General features: G+C 53.7%; 3 protein-coding genes. All 3 read right to left on the minus strand.

What is annotated here, in order from left to right:
• Positions 1-1,327: GH25 family lysozyme (locus tag PMX70_RS09600; RefSeq protein WP_271743450.1), on the minus strand; the 1,327-nt coding region annotated here is incomplete at its 3' end.
• Positions 1,328-1,475: 148 nt separating this feature from the next.
• On the minus strand, positions 1,476-4,592 hold the full coding sequence (locus tag PMX70_RS09605) for an NlpC/P60 family protein (RefSeq protein ID WP_271743451.1): 3,117 nt from the start codon (positions 4,590-4,592) through the stop codon (positions 1,476-1,478).
• A gap of 30 nt (positions 4,593-4,622) precedes the next feature.
• Positions 4,623-5,291: C39 family peptidase (locus PMX70_RS09610; protein WP_195569003.1), on the minus strand; the 669-nt coding region annotated here is incomplete at its 5' end.

Raw genomic sequence — 5,291 nt, forward strand, 5'->3', positions numbered from 1 at the left:
CGGCCTCGACGGCGCGGCCCTGGCCGGTGGTGCCGCCCTCGGAGGCCGAGGGGGTGTCCCAGCCCTGCCAGCCGACGCCACTTACATTGGCGTTAATTTGCACAGAGCCATCTTCAACGGGATTCAAGATGCTGACCTTAAGATCCTCCACTGATTTAGACTGCCCCGTTGTGCCAGCCGTAGATCCGTCGCGCTTGCTGCTCATCCAGCCAATATTCGAGACATGCGCCTCATACTGAATATGCATCTTGCTGTCATCTACGTTGAGAAGAGAACCGTTGAAGCAGTAGTTCATGTCACAGCGTCCGTTGACGCCCGGGACATTGCCACTGCTTGAATACTGCCAGAAACTGTAGCTGCCAGCATAATCGCAACGCCAATTATATTGAGCGACCCAATGGTCATAACCGCTCAACGACGGAGAATTCAGGTAGTTGTTAAGCCAGTTAAGGTTCGCATAGATACCCGACTTAAAGCCAACGGCCTCCATACGGTTGCAAAAAGCCTGCGCAATCTGGGTAAGCTTATCCTTGCTGAAATCCGGATCTTGCAAGATATAGCTATCCTCAAGATCATAATAAACGGGAAGCGACGGATGATGGCCGCCGAGCCAAGCAAGTGTCCTGTCGGCCTCTTTATTGGCATCCTCTACAGAACGGGCGTAGGAGTAGTAATACACGCCATAAGGAATGCCGAGGCGTTCACATTCAGCAGCGTTCCTTTCAAAAGAATCGTCAGGTTTTCCGTAAACCGGACCGACCTTGAGAATGGCAAAATCAATCCCCGCGGCCTTAACCTTATTCCAATCAACAGTTCCTTGATGATTGCTGACATCGATGCCGCGCGCAACAGCGCCATTGGGCAAAGGATCGTCAGTTAAAGACTGCGCATCGATGTCGCCATTGTCAGAATCGATAAGCACGCCGTTTTCGAAACGCCAAGAGTTCGGTTCCAAAGAGTCGGCTTCGCAGGAATTCATTTCAGTGGAATCATCGGTTGGGGCTTCACCGTTTGACTCGTCAACACGAGACTCTTCGATGCCAATTCCAGGCTGTTCGCCTGAATCAGAGTCTGCACCCCCATCAGGACGAGCAGCATTTGCATCGTCACCATACCATTCGGTTACACCCTGAGAACCCGAGGCATCGTCCTGCGCTCCCTGAGAGCTTGCACCTTGAGATTCGTACTCGTTCGATGTTTGCGAGACCGACTGCGAAGCAGCGGCGGCCTGGACCGACAGCGCATACGCGCTGTAAGGCTGAATGATTTGCGACCAGCCCATCAATAGCGTACAAACCAAAGCAGCAGACGCTTTAAGACGTTTCATGCATATCCCCCGAGACAGTAACCACAGATAAAGAAACGAATACTAGCTATATTACCGCACTTCCATACAGGCATTTAAAGCTTAGGAAAGCACCAGTTAGCACACAGTCAAAAAGAGGCGCTCCTGCAACGGAGCGCCTCAACAGACTCTATGCGAAAGGCCTAGCGGCACCGATTACACGACCTGGAGCATTGACCGAGCGCTCGGTCACACCGATCCCAGGCCACGAATCAATGATTCGACCGTTTCCGATATAGATTCCAATATGGCCCTGGTAGTAGACCACATCTCCCCTCTGCATAGCAGAAGTGCTAACCGGCATAAACGTGTTGTTGCGATACCAATTCATGGAGTTGTAGGTTTGCTCGGGCAACCAACGATGGTTATACGGGTTATACCAACCCATATCCATGCCAGTCGCATACAGACATTGCAGCACTAAGCCCGAACAATCAACCGCATCCCCCGGCCAAGAAGACCAAGGCTCGATATAACGCGTCCCGATATATTCACGAGCACGCTGGACGAATGCGTTGATGCAATCCTGTCGCGAAGCGTTGTAAGGAATTCGAGAAGGCGTGACATACGTAAAGTAACCGGTGCAATACGAAGGAAGCTGCACGCTATTGCAACTAACCTTTGGATAAGATCCCGGGGTCTGATACCCCATATAACGATAGGTCTCAAAATACGAATCAGACGTAGAGCCTGGTGCGGAAGCGCCCTTGGGAACAATCTTTACCTGTAATGCCTGAACAGGAATGCCAAGCTTCGTGGTGCCCGCCGGTGATCCATTTTTGGTCCAGCCAAGCCATCCGTAATTTGACACGTGGACGCGATACCAGACATCAAAGTAATTCGAAACGTCACCAGTCAAATTAATCTTCACAGCTTGGATTTGTTGTCCCTGTCCAATGGTTCCCGCTGTGGCTCCATCTGAGACAGCAGATTGCCAGCCGATATTGGATACGTGGGCGGAATACGAAATGCCACCGTTCATGGAACTATCGGAAAGGGACAGTTGCATTGCCTCCATGGCACGGTTCTGCCCAACCGTTCCGGCAACACCGCCATTGCCAACAGACGCTTGCCAGCCAAGACCGGAGCAATTTGCCTTAGCGGATAGCCCAGGAAGCTGGATCAACGCAGCATGATCTTGAACGGGAGCGTCGGACGAACCCTTGGCAACCAACTTAATTTGAATTGCCTCGGCCTGCTTAGACAGCCCAACGGTGCCAGCTGCGGCGTCATTTTTAGCCCAACCAAGCCAACCATAATCCGCCGCATGAATACGGTAGTAAATATTGTATTTTGACGAGTCGTTGCCAGTGAGCCTTAATTTAACCGCCTGAATTGCGAGGCCCTTGCCAACAGTGCCAGCATAGGAAGCACCCGAAACGTATGGCTGCCAACCGATATTCGCAACGTGTGCTGACACTTCAACGGAGGCATCGATGCCCTGCGTCGAAATATACAACGCCTGCAGAGAACGAGACATGCCCGTCTGGCCGGCAGTTTCGCCATTGCCAACGGGAGCCAACCAGCCCGCAGAAGCAACGTGCGCCTGGGATACAAGACCGATTCCCGACGTTTCGGTAAATGCATTACCGGTAGAACCAGGGGCAGGTTGACCCTTACGAACAAGTGCAACATCTATGCCGCACAAACCGGAAGAACCACCAGAAACGCCACATGCCTGACCATTTGACGTCCAGCCCGTCCAGCCATTACCGGAATCGTATACTCGATACCAAATGTCATAATTGGCAGCAAACTGGCCGCTCAGCGACATTTTTATCGCTTTAATGGGTGCGCCGGATACCACCTTGGCGGCGCCGCCATCCGATTCGGAAGCACCCCAGCCTGAATATGCATCCATAACGGCATAGGAAATTGACCCGTCATCAGTTTGGCCTGCAACGCTTAAGGCAATGGAGTTCAGCAGTTTGGCGCCTTTGCCTCCAATCGTAGCCTTTTGACCAGAAGATAAGCCAAGACTCTCCCCAGAAACGGCGGATCCGGAAACCGCAACAGCATCTAGATCGCCGATAAAGACCTTGCTCGAAGAGCCAGGCGCTGCTCCGCCTTTCTCCACAAGGATTACCTTTACCGCTTCGATAGCCTTGCCTTTACCGGCAGAACCAGCGGCAGCTCCATTACAAGCCCAATCGAGCCAGCCTATACCCGAGACATGAGCACAGTACCAAATGTCATATTTTTCAGCTGCCTCACCGGTTAGACGAATCTGAACGGCTTCGAGACGCTGAGACTTACCAGTCGTTCCACAGTGCCCCTCAGACCACTGTTGCCAGCCGACATTAGAAACATGGCCACGAAGCTCAATGGAGCCCGAGTGACCATACCAGCCAAGCTGAGCCTCAAGCGCCTCCATGGGGAGGCCCCTACCAGTTGTCCCGGCAACAGATCCGCCGCCTACGGGCGACATCCAACCAATATTCGACGTATGTGAGCGAACAGTGATTGAGGCAGGTTCATCGCTACGGCTCTTAAAAGGACAGGCGGTGTCGCCCGGGGCGGGGTCGCCCTTGGGCAGGACCGCGACCTGGACGGCCTGGACGGCGCGGCCGTAGCCCGCCGAGCCGGCGTCGGCGCCGTCGCACGCCCAGCCCAGCCAGCCGAACTCGGCGGAGTGGACGCGGTACCAGACGGTGTAGCGGGCCGACAGCTCCCCGGACAGCCTGACCCTCAGGGCCTCGACGGCGCGGGACTGGCCGGTCGTGCCGGCGGTGCCGCCGTTGCCGACGGCGGCCTGCCAGCCGACGTTGGAGACGTGGGCCTCGACGGATATGGCATTTGCAATCTGTTCTTGAGAGGTGGCTCCATCCACTTCAAGTGAGATTTTTAGTGCCTCAAGATTCAAGCCCCTACCCGTGGTTCCGGCAACCTTACCCGAACTAACCGGATCCATCCAGCCAATATTCTGCACATGGGCAGAAACACTAACGTTTTTGACGGTGAGCTGATCGTTGGAGGCAGAATCAGCGGCAGCGGCTTCGTTAGTCTCCCCCGATAAGACCTGCTGCGCGTCTTGAGGCTCGCTATCTACGGAGCCAGCATCCGATTCTTGCCCCCCAGAGATAGGCTCAGCTTGATTGGAAGTAGAGCCTTCAAGATGAAAGCTGTTTGAATCATCAGATCCGTCAATTGAATAATCGGCATATGCAGCAGTCACGGCCCATGATTGACTCATGAACAGCGCGATAACCACAAGTATAGAAACGGACACATCTAAGAGACGCTTCACGATTCCACCTTCCTTCGACTTCGACGGCGCCTATTTAATGACGACCGCCTGAGCTCCTCTTTGCGAGTATAGCGAAGCAATGCGCTGAGCTGAGTTAGAGACATAGCCAGCGAGTGAATCAGCAATGTAAACGGTACCTAGGGAGCGATTAAAGCCTCTTAAGACAACGGTGTGAGAGTTGGTATAGGTTCTATAAACCCTTCCGCCGTAAGCCTGAGTCGCATAGCAACTTCCCAGGTTTTGCATACCTATCGTTGACCAAATAATAACGGGATGTCCAGCTTCCAAGTACGAATAAAGGTCATAGAAACCAGTACCGGTCACATCGTAGGCTCGCAAACTACTACCACTGCTAATCAAGAAAGAATTCGCGGTGTTGGTCAGTCCGGGAGCAGATATGCAGTTTCCATTCGAAGCGCTATGAGGATTGCCCCAAAACGCCGTAACAAAATCCCAACTGCTCCTAGGCATATACGCGTCTGCAATGACGGTTTTACCCAAACCAAATCCGTAATAGTTAAGCGCATTGGTCAATGCAACGGACTCGCAGCCAGTCGGAAGCTCGGGGTTCTGCATTGTACAAGGGACGTTGAGAACAACCGAATTCGGATGCAATGGGCGGTCCCTGTACGCGCCGTCCGTCGGGCCCGGGGCCGCCGAGCCCTTCGCGAGGACGCGGACCTGGAGCGCCTCTACGCG

It is taken from the genome of Collinsella aerofaciens, assembly GCF_028206795.1.
Taxonomy (GTDB): domain Bacteria; phylum Actinomycetota; class Coriobacteriia; order Coriobacteriales; family Coriobacteriaceae; genus Collinsella; species Collinsella aerofaciens_AX.